This window comes from Bradyrhizobium iriomotense (assembly GCF_018129405.1).
Lineage (GTDB): Bacteria > Pseudomonadota > Alphaproteobacteria > Rhizobiales > Xanthobacteraceae > Bradyrhizobium > Bradyrhizobium iriomotense_B.
In genome coordinates this window covers 1-26,825 of sequence record NZ_JAFCLP010000033.1, presented here as the reverse complement: position 1 = coordinate 26,825, position 26,825 = coordinate 1, and the positions used below count along the sequence as shown (strand labels likewise).

Annotated in this window: 21 protein-coding genes; 9 read left to right on the top strand and 12 right to left on the bottom strand. The window is 60.2% G+C overall.

Annotated elements, in window-relative coordinates:
• Nucleotides 1-32: 32 nt before the first annotated feature.
• From JQ592_RS36510 to JQ592_RS36475, 8 genes are all read right to left on the bottom strand, one after another.
• Entirely contained in the window at nt 33-1,151 is a 1,119-nt protein-coding gene (locus JQ592_RS36510) for an acyltransferase family protein (RefSeq protein ID WP_211407547.1), read from the bottom strand.
• A gap of 53 nt (nt 1,152-1,204) precedes the next feature.
• The gene (locus JQ592_RS36505; protein ID WP_211407546.1) at nt 1,205-2,035 is read right to left on the bottom strand and encodes a glycosyltransferase family 2 protein; all 831 of its coding nucleotides are present in this window, start codon (nt 2,033-2,035) and stop codon (nt 1,205-1,207) included.
• 261 nt (nt 2,036-2,296) lie between these two features.
• A complete protein-coding gene (locus JQ592_RS36500) occupies nt 2,297-3,412 on the bottom strand; it encodes a glycosyltransferase family 4 protein (RefSeq protein ID WP_211407545.1) in 1,116 nt (371 codons plus the stop codon).
• Nucleotides 3,413-3,481: 69 nt separating this feature from the next.
• Entirely contained in the window at nt 3,482-4,909 is a 1,428-nt protein-coding gene (locus tag JQ592_RS36495; RefSeq protein ID WP_211407544.1) for a hypothetical protein, read from the bottom strand.
• Nucleotides 4,910-4,923: 14 nt separating this feature from the next.
• A complete protein-coding gene (locus JQ592_RS36490; RefSeq protein ID WP_211407543.1) occupies nt 4,924-6,231 on the bottom strand; it encodes a glycosyltransferase in 1,308 nt (435 codons plus the stop codon).
• A 147-nt stretch (nt 6,232-6,378) separates the two neighbouring features.
• A complete protein-coding gene (locus JQ592_RS36485; protein ID WP_211407542.1) occupies nt 6,379-7,572 on the bottom strand; it encodes a polysaccharide biosynthesis/export family protein in 1,194 nt (397 codons plus the stop codon).
• A gap of 127 nt (nt 7,573-7,699) precedes the next feature.
• The gene (locus JQ592_RS36480; protein ID WP_211407541.1) at nt 7,700-8,842 is read right to left on the bottom strand and encodes a glycosyltransferase; all 1,143 of its coding nucleotides are present in this window, start codon (nt 8,840-8,842) and stop codon (nt 7,700-7,702) included.
• Nucleotides 8,843-9,241: 399 nt separating this feature from the next.
• Nucleotides 9,242-12,607, bottom strand: a complete 3,366-nt coding sequence (locus tag JQ592_RS36475; RefSeq protein WP_211407540.1) for an RHS repeat protein — start codon at nt 12,605-12,607, stop codon at nt 9,242-9,244.
• 399 nt (nt 12,608-13,006) lie between these two features.
• Between JQ592_RS36475 and JQ592_RS36470 the strand changes: the two genes are divergently transcribed.
• Nucleotides 13,007-13,573, top strand: a complete 567-nt coding sequence (locus JQ592_RS36470) for a serine O-acetyltransferase (RefSeq protein WP_211407539.1) — start codon at nt 13,007-13,009, stop codon at nt 13,571-13,573.
• 97 nt (nt 13,574-13,670) lie between these two features.
• Here JQ592_RS36470 and epsC read toward each other — a convergent pair whose 3' ends face one another.
• The 4 genes from epsC to JQ592_RS36450 all read right to left on the bottom strand — a co-directional run bounded on the left by epsC (nt 13,671) and on the right by JQ592_RS36450 (nt 18,769).
• A complete protein-coding gene (gene epsC / locus JQ592_RS36465; RefSeq protein ID WP_211407538.1) occupies nt 13,671-14,267 on the bottom strand; it encodes a serine O-acetyltransferase EpsC in 597 nt (198 codons plus the stop codon).
• 81 nt (nt 14,268-14,348) lie between these two features.
• On the bottom strand, nt 14,349-15,644 hold the full coding sequence (locus JQ592_RS36460) for a lipopolysaccharide biosynthesis protein (RefSeq protein ID WP_211407537.1): 1,296 nt from the start codon (nt 15,642-15,644) through the stop codon (nt 14,349-14,351).
• A 594-nt stretch (nt 15,645-16,238) separates the two neighbouring features.
• The gene (locus tag JQ592_RS36455; protein WP_211407536.1) at nt 16,239-17,447 is read right to left on the bottom strand and encodes an acyltransferase family protein; all 1,209 of its coding nucleotides are present in this window, start codon (nt 17,445-17,447) and stop codon (nt 16,239-16,241) included.
• The gene (locus JQ592_RS36450) at nt 17,447-18,769 is read right to left on the bottom strand and encodes a hypothetical protein (RefSeq protein ID WP_211407535.1); all 1,323 of its coding nucleotides are present in this window, start codon (nt 18,767-18,769) and stop codon (nt 17,447-17,449) included. The genes JQ592_RS36455 and JQ592_RS36450 overlap by 1 nt, the downstream gene beginning before the upstream one ends.
• A gap of 129 nt (nt 18,770-18,898) precedes the next feature.
• On the opposite strand from JQ592_RS36450, the gene JQ592_RS36445 reads away from it, so the two are divergent.
• From JQ592_RS36445 to JQ592_RS36410, 8 genes are all read left to right on the top strand, one after another.
• Nucleotides 18,899-20,266, top strand: a complete 1,368-nt coding sequence (locus JQ592_RS36445) for an O-antigen ligase family protein (protein WP_211407534.1) — start codon at nt 18,899-18,901, stop codon at nt 20,264-20,266.
• A gap of 94 nt (nt 20,267-20,360) precedes the next feature.
• Entirely contained in the window at nt 20,361-20,990 is a 630-nt protein-coding gene (locus tag JQ592_RS36440; RefSeq protein ID WP_211407533.1) for a hypothetical protein, read from the top strand.
• Between the two features lie 102 nt (nt 20,991-21,092).
• A complete protein-coding gene (locus tag JQ592_RS36435) occupies nt 21,093-21,692 on the top strand; it encodes a transglutaminase-like cysteine peptidase (protein ID WP_211407532.1) in 600 nt (199 codons plus the stop codon).
• Nucleotides 21,693-21,795: 103 nt separating this feature from the next.
• Nucleotides 21,796-22,380, top strand: a complete 585-nt coding sequence (locus JQ592_RS36430) for a hypothetical protein (protein ID WP_211407531.1) — start codon at nt 21,796-21,798, stop codon at nt 22,378-22,380.
• A gap of 6 nt (nt 22,381-22,386) precedes the next feature.
• Nucleotides 22,387-24,600 carry a polysaccharide biosynthesis tyrosine autokinase gene (locus JQ592_RS36425; RefSeq protein WP_211407530.1) on the top strand — a complete coding sequence of 738 codons (2,214 nt, stop codon included), beginning with the start codon at nt 22,387-22,389 and terminating at the stop codon, nt 24,598-24,600.
• A 67-nt stretch (nt 24,601-24,667) separates the two neighbouring features.
• Nucleotides 24,668-25,366 (top strand): hypothetical protein, encoded by a 699-nt coding sequence (locus JQ592_RS36420; RefSeq protein ID WP_211407529.1) that lies wholly within the window; start codon nt 24,668-24,670, stop codon nt 25,364-25,366.
• A gap of 150 nt (nt 25,367-25,516) precedes the next feature.
• Entirely contained in the window at nt 25,517-26,527 is a 1,011-nt protein-coding gene (locus JQ592_RS36415) for an NAD-dependent epimerase (protein ID WP_211407528.1), read from the top strand.
• A gap of 151 nt (nt 26,528-26,678) precedes the next feature.
• On the top strand, nt 26,679-26,825 hold a 147-nt coding region (locus JQ592_RS36410), incomplete at its 3' end, for a GDP-mannose 4,6-dehydratase (protein WP_211402556.1).

Below are 26,825 nucleotides of genomic sequence, written 5' to 3'. Positions count from 1 at the left end.
TCTGAAGCGCGCCAGGGACGTGGCGGCGACGATTAGTCAGACGACGGTGCCGGCGCGCGTCCCTGGTAGTTCGATGCGACCGTAGCGGTCTTCGTGGGGGCAAACAGGTTCTGCATCGAGCGGGCATTCAGCAGGGGGGCTTCTATCAGGCGATGGAAAGCGAAGGCCGCCAGCTGGCAGATGACCAGGATCGCCACAAAATACACGGCGTGCGGTATCGCGACCGACTGGTCGATCTTGACCGCGATCTTCACGAGCAGTGAGATCAGCGGATAGTGGATGAGATAGAGCGCATATGACGCCGCGCCTGCCTCCTCCAGCGGGGCAATTCGCCGGTTCAGGTATGGCATCGAACACGCGCCGTAGATGATACCCGCCGCGCCAAGCCCGAACAGCAGCAGCTCCGCCTTTGCGGGAATCTGCTTCGAGATCCCGAAGTAGAACGTGACGGCGAAGACGATCAGGCCGGCGACGAGGAAAAACGGGCTGCCGGCGGAATATCCGCGAACATAGAGCCACGCGATGCCAGCCCCTGCCAGGAAAAGCAGGTGGTTGTTGTTGAAGATGAAATCGATCAACCAGCCCTTCCCGTCGACCAGAGCGAGAGGCAGACCGACCAGGCCCCATGCGATCAGAAGGCCGAATCCAATTCGTCGATTCCACAGGAAGACGGCGAACATCGCGTAGAAGAGAATTTCATGGCGAAGTGTCCATTCCGTAGCCAGGATGACCTCTTCCTTCACGGGGAGGATCAGCAGCGACAGTGTGACGTCGCTGCCGCTCGGCACTCTCGTGGCGAAGCCGAGAAACGACAGGATGATCAGGGGGACGAGCACGATCCAAAGCGACGGATAGAGGCGGCGAAAGCGTTTTGCCACGAACCGGGCGATGGCGCTGCCGTTACCCTCGGAATCGCGATGATGCGCGAGGTAGATGACGAAGCCGCTCAGGACGAAAAACAGCTGAACGCCCGAATGGCCCGCCTTGAACAATGGAAAAGTGCTGGTGCCGAAATATTTCGGCATCAGCATGGTCACCTCGCAGTGATAGGCCACGACGAGCAGCGCCGCGATGCCACGGATCCAGTTCAACTGCAGCAGTTGTCCTTGCCGTGGCGCCTGGGTTTTTCCTGTCGGCAGTTCGGGCTTCATGAAAGATGACTTCCCTCGTCAGGTCGCAGCGTGAGAATGCCGATGCCCAATGCTCAGCCGGTGCGCCCTGTGATCTTGTCCACGCCAGGGGGCCGGAACAGCGGCACGGCAAACCGCGACTTGAACAGAAGAAGGCTGCGAATATGCGTCCTTCCTGCAAATGTGAGAGGACCGGCGGCGCTTGACCGCTGATGGTCGTGAACCAGCTTGGCCCCGGGAATGCCTTTGATCCTGTGTCCCGCCCGCCAGAGACGAGCGCAGAGATCGACATCCTCCATGTACAGGAAATAGCTCTCGTCCATTCCCTGGATTTGCTCGTATGCGGTGCGCCGGACGACAAAGCCCGTTCCCATCACCCATTCCGCATCGAACGGTTTTCCGGTCTCCCAAGCGTCCTTCATCAGGTGCTGTTCGGTGCGCCCGGGCACCATGGCTCCGATCCAGTCCACGCGACGGGCAAGGACGTCGAACACCGAGTAGAAGCGGCGCGCCGAGTATTGCCGGCTTCCGTCGGGATTGACGAGGTCCAGCCCGACCAGAGCGGTTTCGGGACTCCGCTCCATGAAGTCCACGACGGAAGCAACGCTGTTGAACTCGAAATAGGTGTCGGGATTCAGGACGAGAAGATAATCGGCCGTGGTTTTCGCCACGCCCAGATTCACGCCGGCTCCAAAACCGCCATTGTGGTCGGCGACGACCGTTCGAATGTCGGGCAGGGCCTTGCGAACTTCGTCGATCGAGTTGTCTCCGGAACAGTTGTCGACGACCAGCACGCCGTCCGAATCCACCACGCGATGCTCGAGCATCGATTTTACGCAGCGAATGGTGAGTCGGGCGGTTCTGAAATTGACGATGACAGCCTGGAGCTTCCCAGAACTGCTCATCGAGCGGGACTCCTGCAGAGTTGAAGGCTTAGTCATGCAAAACGTGCTCGCTATGACAAACCGCGTCCATGACGGACGTCCCGCCTCCGTGTGACGTCACAACTGCTGCTGGTCCTTTGCATGGGTCTCGATTTTCCTGGATGTGCTCGGCGGCTCTGGTCGGTCTTGATGCGGTCATACCATAACTTTCCGAATGACCCCCGTCACAAACTCAGCCGGAGAGCCTCTATTTTCAGCGAGAATCTGCACGAGTAACATGCACTAACCCAAATTTTGCAGAAGCGACTGTGCAACTTTATGGGGTGCGAACGCCTCTCGTATTTCCGCGACGGTCTCGGTGGGGAGACGTTTGCCGGAATTCAGCGATGCGGTCATTTGTTCCGCCCATGCGTCGACTTTCGTCGGATCGGTAACGTATTCCGCCTTACCCAGGGTTGCTTCGGGAAGCGAGGTCACTCCGCTGACGAGTGTCTGGACTCCCATGCCCATCGCCTCCGCTGCCGGCATGCCGAAGCCCTCGTAGAGAGAGGGCAAGACGAAGAGCTTTGCGTTTCGATAGAGCTCGCCGAGATCTGCGTCCGACAATATACCCGTCATCACGATGCGAGCCGCGGTCTTCTCGCTCGCATTTTCGAAGATCAGGCGCTTCTTCTCGTCCGAGGCTTTGCCGGCGAGATACAGTTCGATGTCGGGATTCGATTGGGCCACCCGGTCGAAAGCCTTGATGAGTACTCCGAGGTTCTTGTGCGGGAAGGGGTGGCTCACGGTGAGGATGTAAGGCCGGCTCGCAAGCTTGCGGGTTGCCTCGCCGACTTCGCCCTGTTCGAGCCTGGCCCACTCGATGGCATTGTAGATGACCTTGCACTTGCTGGCCGCTACGTCTCCGAAATGGCGTCGAACGTACTCCTTCTCGGAATTGGAGATCAGGAATACGAGGTCCGCCGTCTCGAACATGCGGGGAAGGTAGAAGTCGAGCCAGGCCTTCCTCTTGCTGGAATGGTACTGCGGCAGCACCTTGTACTGGATGTCGTGGAGTATCACGGCCGACCTCGCCCGGCTGCCGGGACGCCGCGGCGGAAGGAAATAGTTCGGATAGACTGCCCAGCCGTTCCCCGACCTTCGCCATTCGAACATAAGCTCTTCGACGAAGCGGCTGTTCTTGCCGGGAAGCGGGTATTGCCGCTGCTGCGCGATCCCAGGAGTTTTCGCCATCCACCGCAGAAATTCGGGGGAGAGGCGGGCCGGATCGGAAAACGCGAGCGTCAACGCGGCCTTGGCCTTGTCCAGCCCGTGAATCAGGTTGTAGATCGCGGATTCGGTGCCGCCGATCTTGTGGTGATGTATTGCGAACAGGGGAATGGTGAGTTCACTGGGCATTGCTTCGCTTGACTTTGATCGTGCCAAGAATGGGCTGAGGTCGCTTTCGGGTCCGGTTTTGCGGCAACATCAGTTCAGCACCCGAATGGTGACCGGAGCGGACGCATCGATGTCGTAGATGACCGGATTTGGCTCCACATCGCCTTGAGGACCCGAGGTCGGCGCGGTCTCGTCACACATCCGCCGCCCCGATGCGTCGGGCAAGTTCAGCAGCGCGTATCGCCCTCTGACGGTCGAGCCCGAGGACCAAAGAACGATGCTTTGCCGCGCGCCGCGCCGAGCCCTGAAAACGAAGATGTCCGGGAGCGGTTCCTGGATATCGACGTGATCGGCCGAGCGAACGAGATCCGCTGCTTCGCGCACAAAGCAGGCGGCCGGCTTCGGCTCATCTTTGAAGGTGAAGAGCCCGAAGTTGTTTTCTCTCTCTGTCGGACTGGGACCGATGTTCTTCAATTCATGCACCCAAATGCCCTTGATCCAGGGTAAGGCGGCGCTCTGCATGATGAATTGAGCGAAATTGTTGCCGGCAACCAGTGGCATTACCCCACACGGTTCAGCGGATGTCGGCCAGCTGAATTCGGTCACGTAGATCGGCGTGACGACTCCACCACGGTCCTGCATCAATTCCTGTTGCAAACGCTTGACCCGGCCGATCAGTTCGGTGGCGGTTCTGTTTTGCGGCTTCAGGCAATGATTGTAGAGATGAACGGATAAGCCGTCGGCGCCGTTCAGAACGCCGTCGCGGACGATCGCCCTGGTCCATTTCCAGTCGATATCGTCCCCCACCGCTCCGACGATCACATGAGCATGCGCATTTGCGCCCTTGATGGCTCGAACTCCGGAATTCGCAACGCGCACATAGTTGACAGCCGATCGGGGGTCGCCGGTCGGTCCTTCGCCGACCAGTCTCGGCAGGCGCGTCCCCGTGCCGATGTCGATGTTCCATTCGTTCCAGATCTCATAGATCGGATCGTATGGCCGCGTCAGCTCGACGACTTTCTTGAGGTAAGCATCGAATATGCCGAGCGCGTCATCGGAGATCGGCGGGACACCTCCCGGCACGGACGAGTTTGCGGCCCCGACATTCAGGACGGGCTTCAATTTTGTCTGGGGCAGGAAATTCATCAGCCGCTGTGACTTGACCAGCACCGGCCCTTGAGGCGGAAAGCTGAAGGATTGCCACGGCAGGTAGTCGCGATACGATGCAGCTCCGATCTGCGCCAACTCGTGCAACGCCGTGCTTGCCGAATCGTATCCGAGCGTGCGCACGAGGCCGAAATGGATGTTTGATCCTATCAGCAACGGGGTTGCCGCATTGGTGCGAGCGACCGGCGGCAGGGTGACGGTTTTCTCCGCGGCCGCCGACCGGTCGACACCGGACATGGTGATGCCGCACAGGAGGCACCACGGAAGTGCACGACGCAGCACCGAAGAGAACGATACGCCGGCGCGTGCCCGACGCGACGCTGCAGGCTCATGGCCAGGCTTGCCGGTCAAAGTTCCCCGGGCCTTCATTGGCTCGCATGCCCGCGGAAGTTGCGAATCTCGTCGATGAACTTGAGGTATTTTGCACCCAGAAAGTCCTGATCGAATTCGCGGGCGCGGCCCATGGCATTGGCCTGGTAGCGGCGAAGCGTGTCGCGGTCCGACAAAACCTTTTCGAGGCCGGAGCGCCACGCCTGAACGTCTCCGGGAGGCAGCAGCAGTCCCGTTTCATCATGTTCGACCAGCTCGGGAATTCCGCCGAAATTGCTGCCGATCACCGGAACGCCGACGCCGAGGGCCTGGATGACGACGCCCGGCGAATTCTCCAGCCAAATCGACGGGATGCAAAGCACGTCACTCGTTGCGATATGATTGATGGCCTCCTGCAGCGGAACGTGGCCCGTGAAACGGATCCACGAATGATGACCAAACCGCTTTCGCAAGGCTGGCTCATGTCCGCCGCCGCCGACGATCGTGAAGGTGAACGGCCAACGATCAACGAGCCCCTCGGCGGCTTCCAGTAGACAATCGATGCCTTTGGCCTCATGCAGCCGCCCGGCGTAGACGAAGCGGACTGCGGCCGACTCGGCACGCTGGACCGTCGGCGACGGGTACTTGTTCGCGTTGAGAATGTGCGCGGTCGGAAATCGCTTCAGCGGCTGAAACTCGGCATTCCGCTCGAGATTGGCGCGGGACGGAGAGCAGAAGCCGATTCTGCGCATCGACAGAATTCCGCGCCGCTTGACGCCCGCCGACAGCTTGCACACGCCGCACTGCGTTTCGCAGGTCTTTCCGTCGACGAACATCGTCAGCCGCAGGCAGGACAGCGCCAGGTCCGGCATCACGTACATCATCGGGAGATCGCGCTTGGCGAACTCCTGCAGAACGTTGTGTCCGATGCCGGTCAGATAATGCACGTTGCAGAAGTCGGGCTTGAACGCGTCGAGCACGCGGCCGACGATACGCGGATTTCTCGGATCCAGATGATCTTGCAGATGCCACAACGGCTTCAGGTAGGTTTCATCGACACGCCCCTGCTTGTAGATCGGGTATGGGCGCGGCATGTAGATGCTCCAGATTCTCATGCCATCGACCAACTCGCCGAACTTCTCCTCTTCGCGAGACTTTGCAGCCGTGAGTACGCCGATTTCATGTCCCTGCTTCAGGAGCCAGGACGAGAGGTTGAAGGCAGAGATTTCAGCACCACCGAGCACATTCGGGGGAAACATGGCCGAGACGACCAGAATGCGCATACGTTCAAGCTCCAAAAGATCAGCGAATCCGGGTTCGTTTAGCTGCAGACCCAGCGCCTTTTTATGACGTACCCAGGCCATCTTGCAGTATCCAGGCCAAATGCAGGGCCCACCGCTGCGGCACGATGAAATGAGGCAGCAGGACCGCGCACAACCAGGAGTACTGGAAGCGAACGCGGCGCTGCATGATTGCAGCGCCGCGTTCCCGGTATCACCAGTTTGTGTCTGTTATCGCGTCAGCGTCTGAATGTTAACGGCCGTGTCCGTTCCGGCGAGCATGAGCGTGAAGAATTTGATCAGCTCTGTGCTCGGCGATTCAGACACCACGATTGCGTCGTGATCTCGGATCTGGAAGGAGTCGGCGAAGAACATCCCGTCCGGCTTGCTCCAGTCAAAGTTGTAGACCGTCGGAACCATCTCGCCAGGGAAGCGTTCCACGTCGATCCCGGCGGACTTTAGCAGATTCCGCGGCTCGAGACGGAGAACATAGACCGAAGGTGAATTGGCGCGATTGCCGTCGAGGCCGCCGGCCTTCGCAATCGCTTCAGCCAACGTCATCCTGTCGTTTTCGAACGTGAACCTGCGATTGTTGGTGCCGCCGATCGAGCCGGGCGAGGGCGTCGATCCGAAGACCATGAACACCCGCGGTTCCCGTGACAGATAGACGACATCGCCCGGCGCGAGGAACGCATCCTCTTCGGGATGGCGCACGATCGAGCTCATCGTTTCGACGTACGTCTTGCCGCCTCGCTTGATCCGGACCTTCGTTTCCCACGATGGATTTTTCGGACCGCCCGCGCGCGCGATCGCGCCCATCACGCGAATTCCGCCCGGATCGACTGGAAATCTGAGCGGCGCATTGACCTCGCCGAGCACGCTGATCTGGTTGCCGCGCTGCTCGACGACGGAGACGACGGCCTGCGGGTCGATCGCGCGGTTCTTGATCCGCTCGCGAACGATGTCGGCAACCGCGCGGGCGGTCAGCCCGGCAGCCTTGATCGTGCCGGCATAAGGGACGGTGATGTTGCCGGATTGGTCGACCTGCTGGCGAGGTATGTCAACGAAGTTGCCCGGTCGAACGCTGGCCTCTCGCGGAATGAAGAGGCCGCCGGACTGGGCTTCGAACACGGTGACGGTGACGATATCGCCGACGCCAATGGTGATGTCCTTGTAGTTTCCGCCAGGCAGATTGCGGAAATTGCCGCTGACATGGTCGCTGATCGAATTTGCCGACTTCAGAATATTCGGATCCACCGCGAGAAGCGCGTAAGGCACCGGCGGGCTGGGCGCGACCGTCAGCGCCGCATTGGTGACGACTGAAGCCCCGTTCGGCGCATCTTGTGGCGTAAACCCGGCGCAGCCGGCCAGGCAAATGGCAGAGACGGCAAGCGCAGGAGAAATCTTGAAAATCGATGCCAGCAAAACGCGCGTCCTATCTCAACTCTTACCCTGTGCAAGTTCTTAGCAGTCGCACCATGTGAGACCAAGTCTGGATGAGGTTGCTGCGGACCATTGAAAGTCACTGTTGCATTCCAGCCACTTCGTTGCGTTAGAAGGCAAATTTGGAGAGATGTTTGGGCGACGTTGTGATCACCGCTGCGTAAACTTTAAGCAGCTCTTGGTGTGTTCCGTCGATGCTGAACACTGACACGAACCGCTCGTAGCCAGCCTCTCCCAGCGCTCGCAAATCAACACGTGAGGCTCGCCTTAGTCCTGCCACAAGCGCCTTCGTTCCGGCGGGATCGCAGATCAAGCCGGTCACTCCGTCCTCGATGATTTCCGGCAGTGCGCCTGCGCGAAATGCCAGGATCGGCTTGTGCGCGCGCATCGCCTCCAGCGCGACGAAGCCGAAGGCCTCCCACCGCGATGGGATCACGCAGAGATCTGCCTGGTCGAGCTGGGCCTCGATGTCCGTTCGCGCGAGCCAGCCCAGAAGGGTGACATTGGGCGGCATGTTATGGTCGCCTTCGCCTTCCTCGCTGACGACCGCGGAGCCGATCATTCGGACGTCAATAGACGCCTCGAGCTGCCTCGCAGCCTCGATCAGGAAGTCGTATCCCTTTTGACGATCGAGACGCCCGATGAACAGGACCTTCAGCTTCGATGTGCTCCAACCGGCGTCATCGTGGCTGATATTTGGGCGCTCGTTTCGCATGCCGCTCAAGACGAGGCTGAGCTGCTTTTCCGGGATGCCGGCGTCCCGCGCGGCGGCGTACTCGTTTTGCGAGATACAGATGATTCTGTCGGTGACCTTGGCGAGCAGCCGCTCCGCGATTTTGGCGACGGCGTTGCTGAAGCGCGACGTCTCGCGGGAGAAGGCCCAGCCATGCGCGCAGTAAACGATGGCAGGTCGTTTGCGCATGAAAACGAACGCCGTACGCACGATCAGGCCGGCGAGCGTGGAGTGAACGTGCACGATGTCCGGATTGGAAATCTGCACTTGCCGCATCGTCTCGAGCGCCAGTCTCAGCAGGCTGGGCAAGTTCCGGCCTGAGCGGTCGAAGGAGACGATATTGGAATCTGCAATCCCGATCAGGTCGGCCCGGTGGTCCGACGGAACGATGTAGCACAGGTTTTCCTTGCCAAAAGTCTGGCACTGAAGCGCGTGCAATTCGGTAAAATAGGTCGCGATCCCACCGCGAATAGTCTCGGCAACGTGGATGATCTTCAGCCGAGGGGAATCAGACGTCATTCGGAAATTGACTTGATGGAGACATATGCAACCCACACAACAAACACCCGGTCTTCAACGGTATTCCTGCTCCCGCCCTGGGCAAGCCCGGTGCGGGCCGAGCATCTTCGCTGACAGACTTAACCAAAACGAGCTTTGTGGCAATTCAGCGCCCCCGCTGAATTTTGCGAGATGCGGCTTCCTGGTCCACCCTTTGCTGATCTCTGGATTGTATGCGTAGACACCGACTTGGCCTCGAATGGCCACGCCATCCGATCTGCCGTTCACCGCCAATGTCTATATTTCCGCCCGCATGATTGCAACGCGAATATAACGTCACTCCGCGCGCCTGCTGGCGCGCGGAGTGACGGAAGAACGACAAGTGCCGGATCGCGAGGCAGTCTGCGCGATCCGTGCAGCCTACACGAGCAGGAAATTGTCGTGCGTAAGGCTGGTCGACTTGACATGCGTGAGCAGAATGGATTCGCCCTCGCCGAGATGAACGATAGCGTCTGCTCCGGCCTGGGTGATGTTCAAGTGAGCGAAGTCGGCTGCGAACGATTTGGACAGCTGGATGACGTCGTGGTTTGCAGCAGCGCCCGCATGGAAACCGGAGATCTGATCGTTGCCGCCGCCGAAGACGAAAGTCGTCGAAGTGGCCGCCGTGAACAGGTCGTTTCCGTTGCCGCCCTTCAGCGTTACGCCGGCTGCGTTCGCTGTCTCGACATGCGTGCCATCGGCCTTGAGCAGATCCGTCTTCTGCAGGACGCCAGAGGCATTGTAGGTCTTGTCCTGCACGCCGGACGGCAGGAAGGTATAGACGTCCTTCGCGCCACTGCTGTGGGTCACGACTTTGGACGCCAGCAAGCTCTTCTCGTCGTAGTAGGTCGCGGTCGAGCTGCCGTCCGCGCCGGCGTTGAAAGTATAGTCGAGGGTGCCGTCGGCATGGGTGCGCGTCGCCGACGTCAGCTTGCCGGCGCCGTCGACATGCTGAACGATGTTGACGTAGGACTGACCGACGACGCCGTAGGCATAGTTGTCCTGGCTGTGGTCCGCGTGCAGTACGTACATCCTGGTCTTCACGCCGTCCGTGAAGAGAGACGTTAAGGTGGATCCGTCCGCGTTCGTGAGGCTCTCCCGAGTGATCGATCCCGTGGCATTGAACAGGTCGTGGACCGATGATCCATCCGTATGGTGCACCGTTTGGGCCAGCTTCGTGCCGTGACCGTCGTATTGCGTGCTGGTCTTCGTCCCCTGGGTGTCGACGACCTCTGTGTATTCCAGGGTACCATCGCCATGCGTGCGGACGATTGACGTCAATTGTCCTGATGCGCTGACGTGCTGGACGATGTTTTCGTACGTTTCGCCCGCGATGTTGAACGCGTAATTGTCCTGACTGTGATCGGCGTTCGTGACGTACATTTTCGTCTTGATGCCGGCGCTGAAGAATGAAGTCGTGCTGGTGCCGCCCGCGGCGGCCACAACTTCGCTCGAGAGCGCACCGGCCGAGTCGAAATTGTCGGTGGTCGTGATGGCGCCTGCGATCGTGACCTTCTGTGCGTAGCTGCCATCGGCGTGCAGGCGCTCGAACAGCACAAGGCGACCCGCCGCGTCGAACCCGCTGTGCTCCGTCACATGGGCCTTCTGCTTGATGTTCAGCGCGTAGATGTCCTTCGTCCCGTCGAGATGCGTGATCGCCTGGGCGATCTTCCCGCCCTTGGCGTCGAAGCTGGTCGACGTCGTCGTGCCGTCGGGGTTGCGCGCCTCGGTGTAGTCGAGGGTCCCGTCCGCATGGGTTCTGACGACGGACGTAACGACCCCGCTGGCGTTGACGTGTTGGACCTCCGCCACATAGCTCTTCCCGGTGATGTGGTAGAAGTAATTGTCGTTGGAATGGTCAGTATTGGTGACGAACATGGCCGTCTTGACGCCCGAGGTGAAGAGCGTGGAGCTCGACGAGCCGTCGGCGTTCGTCTTGATTTCCGACACGAGCGCGCCTGCCGAGTTGTAATGATCCTCGGTCGTGCTTCCGTCCGCGCCGATATAGGTCTTTCCGGTAACGGCGCCCGAGGCGGATTTGTGCGTCACCTCGGTGACATACGGCTTATCCGTGATTCCATAGACGAATATGTCCTTCGACTTGTCGCTATGGGTGACCGTCATCGTCGTCTTGACGCCGTTTGCGTAGGAGGAAGCGGCGGTCGATCCGTCGGCGTAGGTCACCAGCTGGTAAACCGGGATGCCGGATTGATAGGCCGTCTCCTCGGTCGACGTGAGCGCGCCGGTCGAATCGTAATTCTCGATGAGGCGCCAGGTTGGCGCCGAGGTGGTCACCGCGAACGAATAGCCGCCCTTGATCGTCGAAAGCACGCTGCCATAGTGCGAGATCATGTAGTCCATCGTCGCTTTCGTCGACACGGCAAGGACATGGGTGTCGGTCAGCGTGATGGATTTGACGGTTCCGGCGGCATTGAGGTCGGATAGATCGGCCACGATTTCGGCTGCGGTGCCCGTGACATCGGTCACGGCCGGCGGCGGCGGCGAGATGGCAGGAGCGTCGATCTCGATGATGAGCGGATGGTCGCTCACCGGAACGGTGAAATCCTGCACGTTGGTGTAGGTCGCGATCGGCTTCGTGGTGTTCAGCGGGTCATAGACCGTGACGGTTTTGTGCACGCTGTTCAGATGAACCTGAGCTTGCGTCGTCGGGTTTGAAATTTCGACGTCTTTCGCGTCGTTCCAGAGCTGCGGTTCGGCCCAGACCACCAGCTCATAGGCTCCATTGCTCTTGCCGAGGACCATGCTGTTGCCGGTCGAGGGCAAGTTATCGATCGTGTAGCCGAGCGCCGTCGTGGGCGTGCGGCCTCCGTCACCGTCGTCGGCGAGGAGCGTCGTCAGGTTGTGGATTGCAGTCGCGGCCAGCTTCGGCGTGCCATCCGCATTGAAGAGGCCGAACTTGCCTTCAGGATCGGAGCTGCTGCCGTGGTCGAGCAACTCGTACAGATATGTTGTGGTGACGCCAGTCTTGAAGGCATCGGCGAGCGAATTCAGAATGGACTTTGCCTGCACCAGCTGGTCGACGCCCAGGCCCGAATAGCTCGCCAGCGTGGTGTAGCCCGTCTCGGTGATGACGGAAGGGTTGTTGGGTGAACTGGTGGCTGCGAGGTCGACGGCGTACTTGATGCCGTAGTTCTCGGGCGTCGTCGTCGCGACGTAGGCATGGGAGGTGGAAAAGTCCGAATAGTTCGAGAGATCGCCGAGTTCGGCGTAGCCGCTCTCGTCGTTCAGTCCCAGCGTCAGATTATAGACCGCGACGTCGCTGAGATGTGCGTCGGCCCTGATGGCCGTGTAAAGGTCCTTCTGAAATTGCGCGGCAGCCTGGATGGAGGAACTGCCGTGGTAGGAGAAGGCCTGGATGTTGGCTTCGTTGAGACCTTCGATTGCGATGACGCTGTTCGGATAGGCTGCGATGAAGCCGTCGAGGGAAGCGAGGAACTGGGCAATTCCTGCCGCACCCGAGGCCGGCAGACTGGATGCCACGACGAAGTCGAACGTCACGCCGGCCGCTGCAAGCGCATCGATCACGGGGATTGACGATGGGTCCATCGAGAGGGAATCCCGGATCGTCGTGACGCCGAGATAGCGCAGGTCGTCGATGATCAGACTCGAGTTGGCGTAAGTTCCCCAGGAGGAGGCGGCTGAATAGGCTGCATGCGCGTTGACCGCGATTGAATCGACGAACGCATGCGCGGAGAGGACAGCGGATGAAGTGCTGGTCGTCGTCATGAGGCGATTCCAGGTTGGAGACTTTCGCCACATTTCTTCCACGCAACTTGGAGCTTTTCATGTTTGAAGAAGACAAAGTTGTCTTCGTCGTGCTGTTTAAATGAGCTCGATGATCGCGCGCGCCGCAGCAGCAAATGTGTGCGCGATGGTTCCGCAAGGCGCGTGCTCAGCGGTTCCGCAATGCGTGTCTGATCGTTTTCAATGACGCCGATGCGGAACCCGAGATCTCTTCGGTGTTCTCACGGACAATGACGATGTCGGTTGCGATGAAAAAGTTGGCAGATGCTTCGTTCCCGCATCTGCGCCGGACAATGGGTGCTTGGAAAGCGTGTGGAACTTGGTACATCATCGTCGCAGGCCGGTCGCTAGATCGGCGGGAATCGTCCAGCAGAGTGATGAATGAGCATGTGGAGACAGGATCTCGAGCGAAACGCCGCACGCAGCGGTCTGACCGGCGCTTTGATCGCCTACGTCACGTCGCCCGGCTTCGCCCTCGTGTCGCGGGCGAGGCTCGCGTCCTGGCTGAACGTCCGGGGCAAAGGGGGCAGGTTGCTTTCGCGGCTGGTCTGGCGGTCGACCGTCAGGAACTACGGATGCTATGTTGCCCCTGCCGCACGGCTCGGAGCTGGCCTATGCCTGCCGCACCCGGTCGGCATCGTGATCGGCGAAGGTAGCGTGATCGGAAACGACGTGACGATCTACCAAGGCGTCACGCTCGGTCGGGCTTCGCATGACGTCGACGCCTATCCGTCGATAGATGATGGTGCGGTGATCTACGCTGGCGCAACGTTGCTGGGCCCAATCAGGATCGGGCGCAACGCGATCGTCGCGGCACATTCGGTGGTGCTATCCGACGTGCCGGACTTTGCCACGGTCGTAGGTGCGCCCGCGCGCATTGTTGGCACGGCCAGAGCGGAAGACCGGTTGCAGGCCGCGGACGTCAATCGGGCGGCGGCGTCGCGCTAAAGCGCGATGAGATTTGGATGAATCGTCATCGCGCTTTAGGTTGTTGTTTACGCATGATCTTTCCGGAAAACCGCTTCGCACTTTTCCGGATCATGCTTTAGGCGACTTCCGACGCGAGACCTTGCAGCTCGTCCTGGGACTTCGGTGAAACGTCGGAGCGCGGCAAAATCTTCGCAGGGGCGCCGACCGCGATGGAATTGGGCGGCACGTCCTTGAGCACGACCGCGTTCGCACCGATCATTGAATTGCTGCCCACGGTAATGCTGCCGAGGACGACGCATCCGGCCATCAGGGAAGCTCCATCCTCGATCCGCGGCCTGCCCCGATCGGAATGGTCCTTTCGACCGATCGTAATGTGCTGCAGGAGTGTCACGCGTTTTCCGATCTCGCTGTCGCCCACCACGATTCCGTAGGGATGCGGGACATAAAGGCCGCCGTCGACGTTCGCTGCCAGGGCGATTTCCGAGCCGAACAGCAGGCAGGAGAACCACCAGACGATGCGACGCAGAATTCTGCCGACGAGCGGTACCCGAAAGAGCGCCTCCTGGATGCGCCAGGCAAAAACGAACTGGAAACCCGGCGTCAACAGTAGCATGCGCGCGACAAATGCAAAGCTGACCGGGGTGTGTTCGCGCGAGGCGTAGTGGGCAAGATCCTCTTTGATCTTGTCGACGATCTTCATCTGCTGGGTCATGAACGTGAGCTCCGCAACGCCGGCTGGGCGCTGGTTAGATCCAAATTGCCTCCGGTCGGCACGGCGATCCCCGTCTTCCGCTCATCCGCCTTTGTCGAGAGGGGGCGATGCGCCGGTCGAACGAAACGCCCCTGCCAGGAACCAAGCGCGCATGAGCAACAGGATAATTGCGGTCAGGAAAATTGCAATTCCCGCGCCGGTCAGGCCGAAAGTGACGATGCCGACGCAGGTCATTGCGGTCGAAAGACAGACGCCGATGGTGTTGATGGCCGCGTAGGATGCGTCCTTTTTCGTGCTCAGGAGGCCGACATTGCCCAGATCCGAGCACGAGCGCAGCACCGCCGCAGCAAGCAGCAGCAAGAAGAGGCCGCGATGCTCGCTCAGTCCTTCCATCGCCATGTAGCGCAGCGCCACTTCGCTTGCCGCGAAAATGGCCACGGCCCCGCCCGTGGAGATCGAGATGACCTTGTAGAATTCGACGCGAAGCGCTTCGCGCCATGCCTCGCGATTGCCGCTCGCATAGGTCGACACAAGAATGGGCAGGGCAGCTTGAACGACGGCAGTCGAGACCAGCGTCTGTAACGAATTGGCGAGCGACCAGAAGAACGTGTAGATGCCCGTCGCCGACAGTCCGAGGAAAAAGCCCACGATGTAGCGGTCGAGATACATGAGCCCGACGAGGCTGACGTCGCTCACATAGATGTGCCAGGATCGCTTGAGGCGGTTGGTGATCCAGTCGAAATCGACGTCCCGCGAGAGCACGCCGCTGAGCTTCCATTTTCTTGCCATGATGCCGAGCACGACAAGGGCAAAGACGTTCGAGACGATCCAGGCGCACAGCACCGTTTCGATCGAGCGGAATTGCGGAAACAACAGGCCGAGGCCGATGACAAAGGGAATCCACGCGGCGGAACGTAGCAGAACGAGCACATTGGCTTCGAGCGCCTTGTCGAGACCGATCAGCGGAAGATGCAGATCGAGCCCGATGGTCTCGAGCCACACCAGGACGGCGATCAGCGCGTAAAGCAGGGTGACCGTCCGGTGCAGGTAGAACGACAGCAAAACCGCCACGACCGTAGCCAGACTCAGCGAAACGATTGTGACGAACAGACGATTCCGGACCCGGATTGCAGCTTCAGCCGGCGACAATCCGACCACCTCGCGAGCCACGAAATAATTCAGGCCCCATCCGATCACCGCCGGCGCGAGGCCGGTCACGCCGACCGTCAGCCCATAAACACCTGCCGCGTCGTAGCCCAGATATTTGATGACGTAGAAGGAAAGCAGGAATCGAAGCCCGAGCGTCGCCAATCGAATGAGCACATTCGCCAAGGCAACGAACTTCTGGGGGACTTGCATCGTCAGGGCACCGATCATCCGTGATAGCGCAGGGCAAGCACATCATCCGACCGGTGTCAAAGGCGAAGCGTCATCGCGCGGGATGGTGCTCGCTCCGTACGCGCGAGAAGACTCGACGGTCTGCCAATCCGCCGAAGTTTTAGCCGCTGTGCCTCATCACAGGCATGTGTCAGACCGACTGCGCAAGACTCGCTTTCATGTGCCGCTTGCCGTGTGGTTCCCGCCCGATACACCGTGCGCCCGCGTATCGGACGAATGGCCGCAGCGATGGCGCCAATCCCGCGTTCATTCGATCTTAGCCCTCGCGGCCGATTGCCGGATTCCGGGCAATTTGGTCAACGCACCTTTTACCGTTCCGGGCCTAGGCTGATCGAAAGGCGAGAAAACAGAAGGTACGGGTTAACCAAGGGGAGGCTGGGAATGAAGGCGAAACTCACGCGCGATAGCGCGAGGGCGCTTGTAGATGCAGGCTACATGCCTCTGGCTCATTACATAGAGTTGTTCGGTGAAGACGCTCCGCCAGAGACGGTCTCGCCCAGCATCGTGCCGAAAAAGCGGCGCAGCGCACCGGTCAAAAGGCTCCCCGCCGAGGCAGCTCAGGTGAAGCATCACTCACGCCGGCGGCCCTGACGGTCGAACCTTGGCGTGGTCGCGCATATCGTCTCGCAAGAGCGGGCTCGCGACCGCGTTCTGCACTTCGACCGAGGTCTTCCGATCGTGCGTGCCGAGGAGGGCAGCGATGGCATTCCGCAGCCGGACCTCGATCAGTTCATATGTGATCGTCGAGGCAATGACCGAGGCCAGCAGCCCGAAAACAACGAACATGGGCCACACTACCCAGGGTGAGTAGCCGTGGGAAACCAGCCGCGCTCCGATAACCTGCAACGGGTAGAGCGCGAACGGATGAACGAGATACAGGCTGTAGCTGATCTTGCCCACGAATTGCGGCGTGGCCTTCGACAACAGCTGCGCAAAGGTCGAGGCCGGATTCAGGACCGTCGAAAACAGGATCAGGCCTGGAAGCAGTCCCAGGAACGGATGAACGTATTCCAGCAGCATGTACATCAAGCCGAGGCACGCGACGCTGAGCAGCAGCCCCGATAGGCCCCGCGCTGCGATACGCAGTTCGACCGCCCTCAGCGCGAATCCGATCACGAAATAGGCCGAGATCGGAAAGTAGAGAACGGTGACGACGCCCGCCAGAACCAGCAGGGCGGTCACCAGCCGGGAGCGCGTGGCGAAATAGAAGGCCGCCGCGAACCACAAGTAGAAGGCCCACTCGTATGTCAGCGTCCATGCGTTCTGCTGCCCAATCGGCAGGTTCAGGATGTCGGGAAGGAAGAACAGGTTCGCGAGGAAGATCGTCACGTAGTCCAGCGCGTCGATGCCCTTGAAGAATTTGTATCCGACCAGCGGCCCGATGGCGAACAGGGCGAGATGAAGGATGACAAATACGGGAAGGATGCGCAGACAGCGGTCGATGAAGAATTTCGAGACGACCTGATGCCGGACGAGGCTGGCCGGGATCAGGTACCCGCTTATCATGAAAAACACTTCGACCCCGCGGCCGAAGGTTCCGATGATTGCATCGATCCATGACGGCACCGGCGGCAGAAAGCCGGCGTTAAGAGGCATGTCATAGAGATGAACGAGCAAAACGCTCAGCGCGGCAAGGCCGCGCAGCCCCTGGATCGAAGGTTCAAACAGCCGGGCCTGGGCCGCGGAGCCGTGCCGCCCAAAGATGTTGTGCCTGCTGTCGGATGCCCTCTTGGCGAAATTCTTCGCTCTGTCCGCGCCCGATGGTCGTTCGAGAAGAGCCATCACCCGCTTGCAACCTTCAGGAGCTGTGGCGGCGGCGGTCTCATGGCATTGCGGCTCACGCGCGGCAGCGGCGAGGCCTTTCCGAAGACTTCACTGAACGCCATGGTGATCACCAATAGACCGCTCGCAGGGCCGTAGCCGAGAACGGTTATGGTGTAGAAGTTCATCACAAAGATGGCAGTGAGCTTGTAGATGTCGCGGGTCCTGGCCACGGCCATGATCACGAAGATCACGAAGATCACGAAGATCGGACCGAACATCAGGTAGGTTCCGATGTAGAAATTGTCCACCGGCACGTAATAGCTGACCTTGTTCGAGAACAGCTGCTGGGGATAGTTGAAGCAGCCCAGCCCGCAGCCGGTGAAATACCCCAGCGGCATCAGATCGTTCATGTAGACGAACGGCAGCTGCCAGCTGTTGTTGATGCGATCCTGCAGGCTGTACAGGCTCTTCGCGATTCTGCCCAGATTGGTCCCGCTGAACGCCAGCATCAAGGCCGGCGGGACGAGGAGGCAGGCAAAGGACCAAAGCGCGAGTGAACGAAGCGCAGCGAAACGATGACGTTCGTCGAACGCGCGAACCAGCAGCAGGCCGCCCAGGTAGATCACCAGGACGCCCAGCGCGGTCTTGTTGGTCGAAACCTGAATCGCATAAAGGGCGGGACCTGCCCAAATCAGGCACCAGAGCACGCTCTTGCGGATGGAGGTGAAGACATAGGTTATCAGCACGAAATATGCCGCCATGGTGCTGTCAGCGGCGAACCCCGAGATGCGGCTCTCGCCGCCCGTCCACCAGAGTCGTGCCGCGGTTCGCGTCGCGCCGAAAGATTCGTATGAGAAAGCGACCCACGGCAGCCGCGAATGCGCGGACCAGAAGATCCCGATCATCGACGCGAAGAACAGAAAGTAGATGACGTTCAAGAGGAGCTTCTGGTCCTTGAACTCGCGGCCGCAGAAGCAAAATCCGACGAAGGCGGGTGCGATCATCTTCATCGAAGAGGCCAGCCCTTTCGTCTCCCCCAGGAACACCCAGCCGAGAAAGAGCGCGAAGATCGTATAGAGAACGAGCAGGATGGCGATGATGCTGCCCTGCTTGAACGCATATCTGTACGTGAAGGCTGCGACGCAGGCGAATGCAAACAGGTCGGGAACGAACCAGAGGGCGTCCAGATGCGTGAGGCTCGCATAATAGCGGAAGACGCCGGCGAAGGCGTCTCGGCTGAAATAGAGCAGCACCGCGCAGCCTTCGAGCGTAGGCAGGGCCCAGGTCGAAAGTGGGGCAGCCTCGCGATTTTCGGCGAGCGGCGTTGTCGGTTGATCCATCATGGGGCCTTCGGTTAGATCGCGCGTGCTGTCAGAGACCGATAGGCCTGATCGATAGCGTAGCAAATTGTCTCGATTTTGGTCATTCTACACGTCTGGGCTCAATGAAGTGATCGCCGATTCCGCAGCTTGTCGATTGAAATTTCAGTGCATCGTATATCCCGGTTCATCGCGATTGTAGTCTTCGTATTGGCTCCCTTGCCCTTCGGCTCGGTCGATCTGATCTGGATCTGGATCTGGACGATGCTCCTGATCGCGAGCCTGCTCACCGCCGATCTCTCCCGCGTTTGCAACTCGGACCTCTGGGTTATCGGACCAACGGGGGCGATCCTGCTGCTATTGTGTGCACTCGCGGTTTTTCAGATCTCTCCCGGAGTGAGTGACGCGCTCGCCGATCCGTCCTGGCGGATTGCCAGGGATGCTGCGGGCGTGACGGAGCCGAACCGCATCTCCGCGACCGCATCGGTGCCCTGGATCGCTTTCGGCTCATGCTTGCTCTTTGTACTCGCGTTGTTGCGGGCCTATCTGCTTGCCACCGGCGAGGAGGCGGCGCGGCAGATGTTGAAAGCGATCGCGTATGCAGGGTTTGCCTATGCGCTCTATGGCATCCTCGCGCATCTCCTGGCGCCGACCATGCTGCTCTGGAGGAGCAAGGAATACTATCTTCCCTATGCGACGGGAACGTTCGTGAATCGCAACACTGCTGCCGTTTTTTGGGGCAGTTGTTCGGTCTTGTTCCTCGGCCGTCTGGCGCCGATTGTGTCGGACGCCTTGATGGCCAAGCCGACGCGCCGGCACTATGACTATTCATTCACAGACCATCCAGCCACTCTTGCTGTCGGCTTTCTGACATGTCTTGTCGCCACCGGCATGACGGGTTCTCGGGCCGGAGTTCTGTTGACCCTGCTGAGCCTTGCCTGTCTCGCCAATCTCCATCTCATGCAACTTCGGTTCCAATCCAGGCATTATTGGCTGGGAGCGGGAGCCGTCGCGGCCGCCACCATCGTGGGATTCCTGTTGATCGGCGGCAGTGTGATCGGCCGGGTTGGTCTGTTCGGCTTAACGGATGGTCAGCGTGCCGAAGTCTATCGGACGGCACTCGAGATGCTGCGTGGGCACGAATGGTTCGGCATCGGCATCGGAAATTTCGAGACGGCGTTTCCGCCCTACCGGCCGGGAAATCTTGGCAGTCAAGGCATCTGGGACAAGGTGCACAGCACTCCCTTGGAAATGATGGTTTCGGTCGGGCTTCCCCTCGGAGCGACAATCTGCGCCATCGCTGCGTTTTTTTGGGGGCGGATGCTGTGGGGAGCTTTTTCCCGACTTCGTGGTCGCGACATGCCAGCAACGGCTGCTTCGGTGTTTCTGCTCGGAGTGTTGCATTCGTGTATCGATTTTTCGCTACAAATTGCTGGATTTGCGGTGGTATTCGCGGCAATTTCCGGCTGCGGCCTGGCTCAATCGATATCGACGACACGACGTCCGCAAAGAGCCTAGGCAGTTTACCATCCGTTAAATATAATCGAGCGGTTCTTCGAAAATCCTGTATGTCTGAAAAATGTCTATTCGTGGAAAGAATTGGGGCTCCCAGATGCGCATGATACCCGGGTTGGTGATTGCATTGCTGCTGGCACCATCGACATCCAACGCTGCAACGGCCGTCGACGTTGCTTGCGTGCCTGCTGCTGCAGGCGTGACCGCTGAAAAGGCAACTCAGTTTCTCGACAATCCGGCTGGACTGTTGAATGGAATCCCCGAGGGTGAGGAAGGCAGGCTTTCCGCGGCGATTCGAGATTTCGCTTCGATGCGTCCCGAGACGGTGGAGGGCATTGGCTCGCTCTCGAGCGCCAGTTCCCCGGCGCAGAACCGGGCGATTGGCGCCGGACTGGGCACTGCTGCATCGACCTGCGTGCTGAATCGTCCGGCGACCGCGATGGCGATCCAGGAAGCTGTCCTGAAGACCGAGAACAGCGACCTGATTCAGTCTTTCGTAAGCATCACTGGCGATGTTCCGACGAACGTCGTTCCCGGCTCCGATCCCAACGGCGAATCTATCGCTGGAGGTGGGCGCGGCACCGCTCCGGTGCAGTCCCCTGGCGCGGTAAGTACTTCAGTGAGCACCACTTTTACCGCGGCCTCGCCTCCGTCGACGACGACCTTCTTCTCGGCGGCCTCAGTCACCACGATCAACCCGCTCGCGCAGACCAGCCCGACAAACTGAACGAGGGCACGCCATTTAGGTGCAATTTTACGAAATTGCGCAATCGGGTTGAGAACTTTCGAGGCTACCGTCGAGCGATCAAGAGTATCGCGGGAGGCGGTGATGAAGCGTCTGGTTGCAGCCCTGTTCGTTCTGAGTTCTTCGTTGCCGTGCCTTGCGGCTGAACAAGCAATGAGCAAGGGCGTCTTTCTGAAGGAGGCCCAGAACGTTCTGGCTCCATTGCAGTTCGTGAAGTTCTGCATGAACTATTCGCGCGAGTGCGAGAAGAGCTCGCCTGAGGCGCAATTGCCGGCACGGGATGCCGCTTTTTCGACGCTCGAAGAGGTCAATGCCAGCGTCAATCAGGCGATCTCGCCTGTGATGAAATCAACTGATCCGCTGCTGGCGCGCTGGACGCTCTCGCCGTCGTCGGGCGATTGCAACGACTATGCGATCACCAAGCGCCATCTGCTTCTCGCCAAGGGCTGGCCTGCGAGCGCCTTGCGTCTTGCGGTCGTCTTTGCTCCCGCCGGAGGGCATCTCGTGCTGATCGCGCGGTTGCAGGACGGTGACTATGTTCTGGACAACCTCACGTCGGACGTTCGCGATTGGCGGGGAGCGGGCTATCAGTGGGTGTCGATGGAATCCGGCGAGGATCCTCGCGTCTGGGTTTCGATCGCCAAGCAAGATCATCGCGATTTTGCCGAACTCGGAAGCAGGTGAGGGACGCCGCTAGGAGTCCCGATCGGTTTTCTTTTGCAATGCACAAAGACTTGCCGTATTTATCCGCTAACCGCGGCTGATCCATTAACTACGGTGAGACCAAGTGCTTCGTAGAGACCGCAATCGCCTGCTGGGCCTTCCTTCGCGTGCTCCGATCCTGGCACGATCACTTCTGGCCGTGACGTTCTTGACGCTGACGGGTGTGCCGTCGGCAATGGCACATTGCCTGCCGTTGCTGTTGAGGACTCCGCCTGTCGAACTTCGCCTTTTTTCAGCCGATCCAGGGCATCTCCTGAAATACGCGAAGAACGACAAGAACAAGATCGAAGACAAGATAACGGAATATCTGGCCACTGATCCCGATCTGCTCCCGCAGATCGGGAAATTGGTATCGATGGCTCCGGCGTCGAATCGCTCGGCAATCGGGCGCGGCCTTGGTCGAGCGGCGCAGCATTGTGGCCCGATCGAGCCCAAAGTTGTCCAGAGCATTATCGATTTTGTCCGGAAATTGCAGGATTCGGCGGTGAGCGCTGGATATGCGTCGATCGAGAACGACGCCGCGCCTGTCCAGGCTTCGGCACCGAGCAAGCCGGTTGCCCCATCCAATTCATTATTTGAGGGAGAATGGAACATGGACGTCGGCAATCCGTTCGCCCCCGTCCCGCTTCCTCTCGAATTGCCGCGATAGTGCCGCATGTATCAGCCGCGAAACACCTTCGACGCCGGACAATCTTCGTCGTTACCGCTCAATACCGCCGTTTTGACGTTCGAGCGGACGCTCGACATCGTGCGCCGGCAGTGGCCGTTGATCGCCTCTGTCGTGGGTTTCTGTCTGGTCGTGGTGGTGGCGTATGCGCTGACGGCCACCCCTTATTTCACGAGTTCCGTCAGCATTCTCGTCGATACCCGTCAGGCGGTTCTGAACAAGTCGACTGATGCGGCGAACAGCACGCTGATCGATCCCGGCTTCGTCGAGAGCCAGGTCGAGATTCTCACGTCCGACGATTTGGTGCGCTCGGTCGTCGATTCGCTGAACCTCACCAGCGATCCCGAATATACCCAGCCGGACATGATCTCCTCTGTCGTTGGGACGATCGTCAATCTGCTCGGTCTCGGCGAGCCGGAATCCAAGGATTTCGTGAAGCGGATGGTGGTCGCCAGCCTCAAGAAGAATCTGAAAGTGGAACGGGTCGGCGTCACCTATGTGCTGACGATGTCGTTCCGCTCGACGGTGCCCGAGAAGGCGGCGAAGATCGCGAACGCCCTGGCGGATTCGTACATGACCAGCGTCCTCGAGGCCAAGTACCAGTCCACCAAACGGGCGAGCGAGTGGCTGCAACGGCGAAGCGCCGAGCTGCAGCAGCAGGCGATGGAGGCCGACCGGGCCGTCCAGACCTTCAAGGCCGAAAACAACATCGTCGGCACGAGCAAGGGCTTGATGAACGAGCAGCAGCTCTCCGACGTCAACACCCAACTGATCCAGGCGCGCGCCAGCACCGCGGAAGCCAAGGCCCGGCTCGACCGGATCAACGCGATCACCGACCAGGATCTCGCCCAGCCGACCGTGACCGACGCGCTCAGCAACACCGTGATCACGCGACTGCGCGCGCAATATCTCGATCTCGCCGCCCAGTATGCGGATTGGTCGAACAAGTACGGCAAGGACCACCAGGCCTCGGTCAACCTGGCGTCCCGCATGCAGGAACTGCGGCGGGCGATCAAGGACGAGGTCAAGCGCATCGCCGACGCCTACAAGAGCGACTACGAGATCGCGCGCAGCAGGGAAAGCTCCCTCGAATCGGACCTCAACAAGCTCGTGAGCCAAAACGGCAGCGCGAGTCAGGCCCAGGTGAAGCTGCGCAACCTGGAGAGCGCGGCCGACACCTACCGGACGCTGTACAACAACTTCCTGCAGCAATTGCAGGAAGCGACGCAGAACCAGAGCTTCCCGATCAGCGAAGCCAGAATCATCAGCACGGCCCAGAAGGCGGACAAGAAGAGCTGGCCGAAAACGGGACTGCTGCTCCTGGGCGGACTGATCGGAGGCCTGTGCTTCGGCCTCGGCGGTGCCGTCGGCAAGGAAATGCTGACCGAAGTGCTGCGCACGCCGTCGGAGGTCGAGGCCGAGACGGCGCTGCAATGCCTTGGCACCCTGCCGGAGCTTCGTCCCGAGGCGTCGGATGGTTCGTCGTCCGACACGCGCGGGGCGGCACTGACGCGCTATGCTCTGGAACATCCGTTCTCGCGATTTGCCGAGACGCTTCGCAACATCAAGACCGCCGTCGACCTGTCGCGCCTGACCAGGGAAACGAACGTCATTGCCGTCGTCTCGTCGCTCCCGAAGGAGGGCAAGACGACCGTTGTCGCGAATCTCGCGCATCTGGCCGCCCTCGCGGGGCATCGCACGCTGCTGATCGACGGCGATCTGCACACCCAGTCCCTGACGCGGAAGGTCGCGCCCGGCTCCAAGACCGGTCTCGTCGAGGCCCTCGCCGATCCGTCGCAGTTCGAGCACCACATCCAGGTCGATCGGCAGTCCAATCTCAATTTCCTGCCGTCGGTCGTGCGGGCGCGGCTGGTGAATTCGGCCGATGTGCTGTCGTCCCAGTCGATGTCGGATTTCCTCAAGGTGGCGAAGAAGAAGTACGACTACATCTTCGTCGACCTCGCTCCCGTGCTTCCGGTGACGGACGCCAAGGCCGTCGGACATCTGGTCGACGCCATCGTCTATGTGGTCGAATGGGGCAAGACCCGCCGTGCGGCGGTGAACGAGGCCATCGTCGACCTCGAAGTGTTCCGGAGCAAGATCGTCGGCATCGTGCTGAACCGCGCCAATCCGAAAACGCTGAAGCGCATCGAGTCGTACAAGGGGCGGCACTATTCCGACTATTACGTCGAGCAGGCCTGAGAAGAAGCAGGGGGCCCGCCGCCCGTCTGCGGTATATGCGGCCATTGTCAACGTCGTCGTCGCGACGATGGCGCTGGTCTGGCTGCTGTCGGTTGCGAGCTATACGTTTCGCCCCACGCTGCAGGATCTCGCCGCGCGTCTAAGTCGCGGCGAGAACTACGACAATGAGGTTCTCGAACGTATTGCGTCCCGCTACGAGGACACCTCAGGCGTATTTTGCGACGCCAGGCAGCGTCGCAACCTGCTTCTGATCAACCTGCGGCTCCTGAGCAATCACCTCGAATCCGGCGGCATCGGTTCGCTCGATGCGAGCCTGCAGAACGTGACGCACTCGGCGAAACAACTGATCGCGTGTTCACCCTCGGAATCGATCGCCTGGCTGGCGCTGTACTGGGTCGAGATTCGAGCTGCAGGCTTTGGCCCGACCGCGATTTCCTACCTCACCCAGTCCTATCATTTCGGACCGCATGAGATCTGGGTGCAACTTTTCCGTGCGCCGCTGGCACTGCGTGCCTACGGCTTCTTGCCGGACGACCTCAAGCGACAGACTCGCTCCGATTTCGACGACATCGTTGGCGCTCGTCTCTTTCCGACGGCCGTCCTGATGTATCAAGCCGCATCGCAAGCGACCCAGGCGGTGCTGCTGGAAGGCATGTGCGACGACCCGATCGAGGTGAGGCTGATCTTCCGTCGCTTTGCCGAAAGTCGCGGGCTGCGCATTGCGCATGCGTGCTTTGCCGAGCCCGACAAACCCGTCCGGGGATAGCGTATCGTCAGCCGGTGGCGGGTCTCCGGTCGCGTATGAAGTGTCGGAACTTCGATGGTGTTGTGCATGAAACTGCCGCAAATCCGAGCCTTGCTTCGGACGTATCAGTCTGGCATTGCAGTGCGGTAAGGACGAAGCGACGAGTTGATCATGGCTCCTGTGATTGTTACCGGCGCTGCCGGCTTTATCGGCATGCATGTGTGTGAACGCCTGCTTGCGCGCGGAGAACAAGTTGTCGGTATCGATGCGTTCACGCCCTATTACGATCCGGCGCTGAAGCGTGCGCGTCTTGCAACGCTCGAGCACCGTCCCGGGTTCAAATTCTACGAGATCGATCTTGCTGATTTCGCCGCGGTGACGCGCGTCTTCGACGAGGTCTCGCCCGACCGCGTCGTGCATCTGGCGGCGCAGCCCGGCGTGCGTGCGTCGATCGACGACCCCATCACCAGCATCCGTGCCAATTGCGACGGCTTCGTCACCGTGCTCGAGGCGGGCCGGCGCCATGGCCTGAAGCATCTCGTTTACGCCTCGTCGAGCTCCGTTTACGGCGCCAACCGCACCCTGCCGTATTCGACCGAGCATTCGGTGAACCATCCGGTCAGCCTTTACGCCGCGAGCAAGAAGGCGAACGAGCTGATGGCGCACACCTTCGCGCATGTTCACAAGCTGCCGGTGACCGGCCTTCGCTTCTTCACCGTCTACGGTCCGTGGGGCCGGCCCGACATGGCCGCCTGGCTGTTCACGCGCGCGATCTTCGCGAATGAGCCGATCAAGATTTTCAATAATGGCGACATGTGGCGCGACTTCACCTATGTCGACGACATCGTCGAAGGCGTGATCCGCACGCTCGATCGGCCCGCGGCGCCGAATCCCGCGTGGAACGCGGAAGCACCCGAAAATTCGTCGAGCTATGCGCCGTACCGCGTCTACAACATCGGCAACAACCGGTCGGTCAATCTGATCGAGTTCGTCGAAACGCTGGAGAAGATCATCGGCAAGCCCGCGATCCGCCAGTTACTGCCGATGCAGGCCGGCGACGTCCTGGAGACGCGCGCCGACATTTCCGCCCTCCAGCGCGACGTCGGTTTCTCGCCGTCGACGTCGATTGCGGATGGCCTCGGGCGTTTTGTCGAATGGTATCGCAAATATCACGGCGTCTGAATTCCGCAATCGGCAGCACTTGCGTGCCGCCCGGGGATGCCCGTTCTTGCGGTGGTTCTTCGCTTTTGGCCGCCAGCGACCTTGTCAGCGGGCGCGAACGGTGGTTATCCGTCCTCCGAACCCCTTTTAAGCAGGAACAAGTCGCAAGCCCATGGCTGAGCGGATCGCTCTCATCACCGGTGTGACCGGCCAGGACGGCGCCTATCTCGCCGAATATCTGTTGTCGCTCGGCTATGTCGTGCACGGCATCAAGCGGCGCTCGTCCTCGTTCAACACGGCGCGCGTCGACCACCTCTAC

Bases quoted from the DNA above. Each gene is read 5' to 3' on its own strand.
- JQ592_RS36510 (WP_211407547.1), bottom strand. From the start codon at position 1,151: ATGAAGCCCGAACTGCCGACAGGAAAAACCCAGGCGCCACGGCAAGGA.
- JQ592_RS36505 (WP_211407546.1), bottom strand. From the start codon at position 2,035: ATGAGCAGTTCTGGGAAGCTCCAGGCTGTCATCGTCAATTTCAGAACC.
- JQ592_RS36500 (WP_211407545.1), bottom strand. From the start codon at position 3,412: ATGCCCAGTGAACTCACCATTCCCCTGTTCGCAATACATCACCACAAG.
- JQ592_RS36490 (WP_211407543.1), bottom strand. From the start codon at position 6,231: ATGGCCTGGGTACGTCATAAAAAGGCGCTGGGTCTGCAGCTAAACGAA.
- JQ592_RS36480 (WP_211407541.1), bottom strand. From the start codon at position 8,842: ATGACGTCTGATTCCCCTCGGCTGAAGATCATCCACGTTGCCGAGACT.
- JQ592_RS36475 (WP_211407540.1), bottom strand. From the start codon at position 12,607: ATGACGACGACCAGCACTTCATCCGCTGTCCTCTCCGCGCATGCGTTC.
- JQ592_RS36470 (WP_211407539.1), top strand. From the start codon at position 13,007: ATGAGCATGTGGAGACAGGATCTCGAGCGAAACGCCGCACGCAGCGGT.
- epsC (WP_211407538.1), bottom strand. From the start codon at position 14,267: ATGACCCAGCAGATGAAGATCGTCGACAAGATCAAAGAGGATCTTGCC.
- JQ592_RS36460 (WP_211407537.1), bottom strand. From the start codon at position 15,644: ATGATCGGTGCCCTGACGATGCAAGTCCCCCAGAAGTTCGTTGCCTTG.
- JQ592_RS36455 (WP_211407536.1), bottom strand. From the start codon at position 17,447: ATGGCTCTTCTCGAACGACCATCGGGCGCGGACAGAGCGAAGAATTTC.
- JQ592_RS36450 (WP_211407535.1), bottom strand. From the start codon at position 18,769: ATGGATCAACCGACAACGCCGCTCGCCGAAAATCGCGAGGCTGCCCCA.
- JQ592_RS36440 (WP_211407533.1), top strand. From the start codon at position 20,361: ATGCGCATGATACCCGGGTTGGTGATTGCATTGCTGCTGGCACCATCG.
- JQ592_RS36435 (WP_211407532.1), top strand. From the start codon at position 21,093: ATGAAGCGTCTGGTTGCAGCCCTGTTCGTTCTGAGTTCTTCGTTGCCG.
- JQ592_RS36425 (WP_211407530.1), top strand. From the start codon at position 22,387: ATGTATCAGCCGCGAAACACCTTCGACGCCGGACAATCTTCGTCGTTA.
- JQ592_RS36420 (WP_211407529.1), top strand. From the start codon at position 24,668: ATGGCGCTGGTCTGGCTGCTGTCGGTTGCGAGCTATACGTTTCGCCCC.
- JQ592_RS36415 (WP_211407528.1), top strand. From the start codon at position 25,517: ATGGCTCCTGTGATTGTTACCGGCGCTGCCGGCTTTATCGGCATGCAT.